Annotated in this window: 1 protein-coding gene; it reads left to right on the top strand. The window is 48.1% G+C overall.

Translation table 11 applies throughout. The annotated features are described in order from the left end of the window. Positions 1–1,779 (top strand): beta strand repeat-containing protein (locus tag CVP04_RS11650; RefSeq protein ID WP_207761646.1); only part of this gene is annotated, 1,779 nt, incomplete at both ends.

The raw sequence follows: 1,779 nt of genomic DNA, 5'->3' as shown, positions 1-1,779 counted from the left end.
GCACGGATCGTTTGGTGGGCACGGACGACTTGGTGTTATCCGTGAACACGGACAACTTAGCGAGCGCAACCAATATCAGCTACAAAGCAAACGGCGGCGAAGCGAAAGCGGTGAGCCTAGCAACGGGCTTTAACTTCACCAACGGCACGACTACCGTGGCGAGTGTGAATGATAACGGTGTGGTCAGCTTTGACTTAAACCAAGCGACGAAAGACAACATCCAAAAAGGTGTGGACGCGAAAAGTGCGGTGGATAAAGGGATTAAATTCGGCAACGGCACGACCAACAACACCTATGCATTGGGTGATGAATTGGCGGTAGAAGGCGATAGCAATATCGTCAGTACAACGACAGCGAAAGGCGTGTCTTTATCCTTAGCGAAAAATATCACGGTGGATAGCGTGAATGCGGGCGGTACTATTTTAAATAGTTCCGGCTTAACTGCTGGTAATGTGAAAGTATCTTCAACCGGTATTGACGCAGGTAACACGAAAATTACCAACGTCACGGCGGGTAGCGAAGATAATGACGCAGTGAACTTTAGTCAGTTAAACGCAACGAATCAGAATGTATCGAATAATACGGCGAACATTACTAAGAACGCGGGCAATATTGCCAACAACACGGCAAATATCACCAAAAATGCGACGGAAATTGCGAAAGGGATCAAGTTCGGTAACGGGACAAAAGCGAATCAGTATCAGCTGGGCGATACCTTGAATGTGACTTCCGGCAACGCCAATATCATAAGCGAAACCATTGACGGTGGTGTGAAACTGACTTTGGCGGATAGTATCAATTTAAGCAGCGTGACGGCTGGCGGTACGGTATTAAACAGCAGTGGTTTGACTGCAGGTAACGTCAGAGTATCTTCAACCGGTATTGACGCAGGTAACACGAAGATCAGCAATGTTACGGCGGGTACGTCTGATAACGACGCGGTGAACTTAAGCCAGTTAAATACCTCTGTTGCGGCAGCGAAAACGGAAGTGAAAGCGGGTACGAATATTGCCGGCGTAACGGAAAGCAAAGGCGATAAGGGGCAGACTGTTTATACGGTGCACGCAAATGCGTCAACGGTGACGAATGCGTCGTCGGAAGTGAAAGTGACGCCGACAACGAAAGACAATAATGTCACGGAATATGCGGTCGATTTATCCGACGCGGCAAAAGCGAACATCACCAAAGGAGTGGAAGCGAAAAGTGCGGTGGATAAAGGGATTAAATTTGGTAATGGTACAAAAGCGAATCAGTATCAGCTGGGCGATACCTTGAATGTGACTTCCGGCAACGCCAATATCGTGAGTGAAACTATTGACGGTGGTGTGAAACTGACTTTGGCGGATAGTATCAATTTAAGCAGCGTGACGGCTGGCGGTACGGTATTAAACAGCAGCGGCTTAACCGCCGGTAACGTCAAAGTATCTTCCGGCGGTATTGACGCAGGTAACACGAAGATCACCAACGTTACGGCGGGCACGTCTGATAACGACGCGGTGAACTTTAGTCAGTTAAACGCAACGAATCAGAATGTGTCGAATAACACGGCGAACATTACTAAGAACGCGGGTAATATTGCCAACAACACGGCAAATATCACCAAAAATGCGGCTGAAATCGCGAAAGGGATCAAGTTCGGTAACGGTACGACCAACAACACCTATGCATTGGGTGATGAATTAGCGGTGGAAGGTGATAGCAATATCGTCAGCAACACGACAGCGAAAGGTGTGTCGTTATCCTTGGCGAAAAATATCACGGTGGATAGCGTCAATGCGG

The organism is Caviibacterium pharyngocola, from assembly GCF_002795405.1.
In the GTDB taxonomy this organism is placed as follows: domain Bacteria; phylum Pseudomonadota; class Gammaproteobacteria; order Enterobacterales; family Pasteurellaceae; genus Caviibacterium; species Caviibacterium pharyngocola.
Note: the sequence above shows the minus strand (reverse complement) of the source record. Positions and strands in the feature narration are given on the sequence as shown.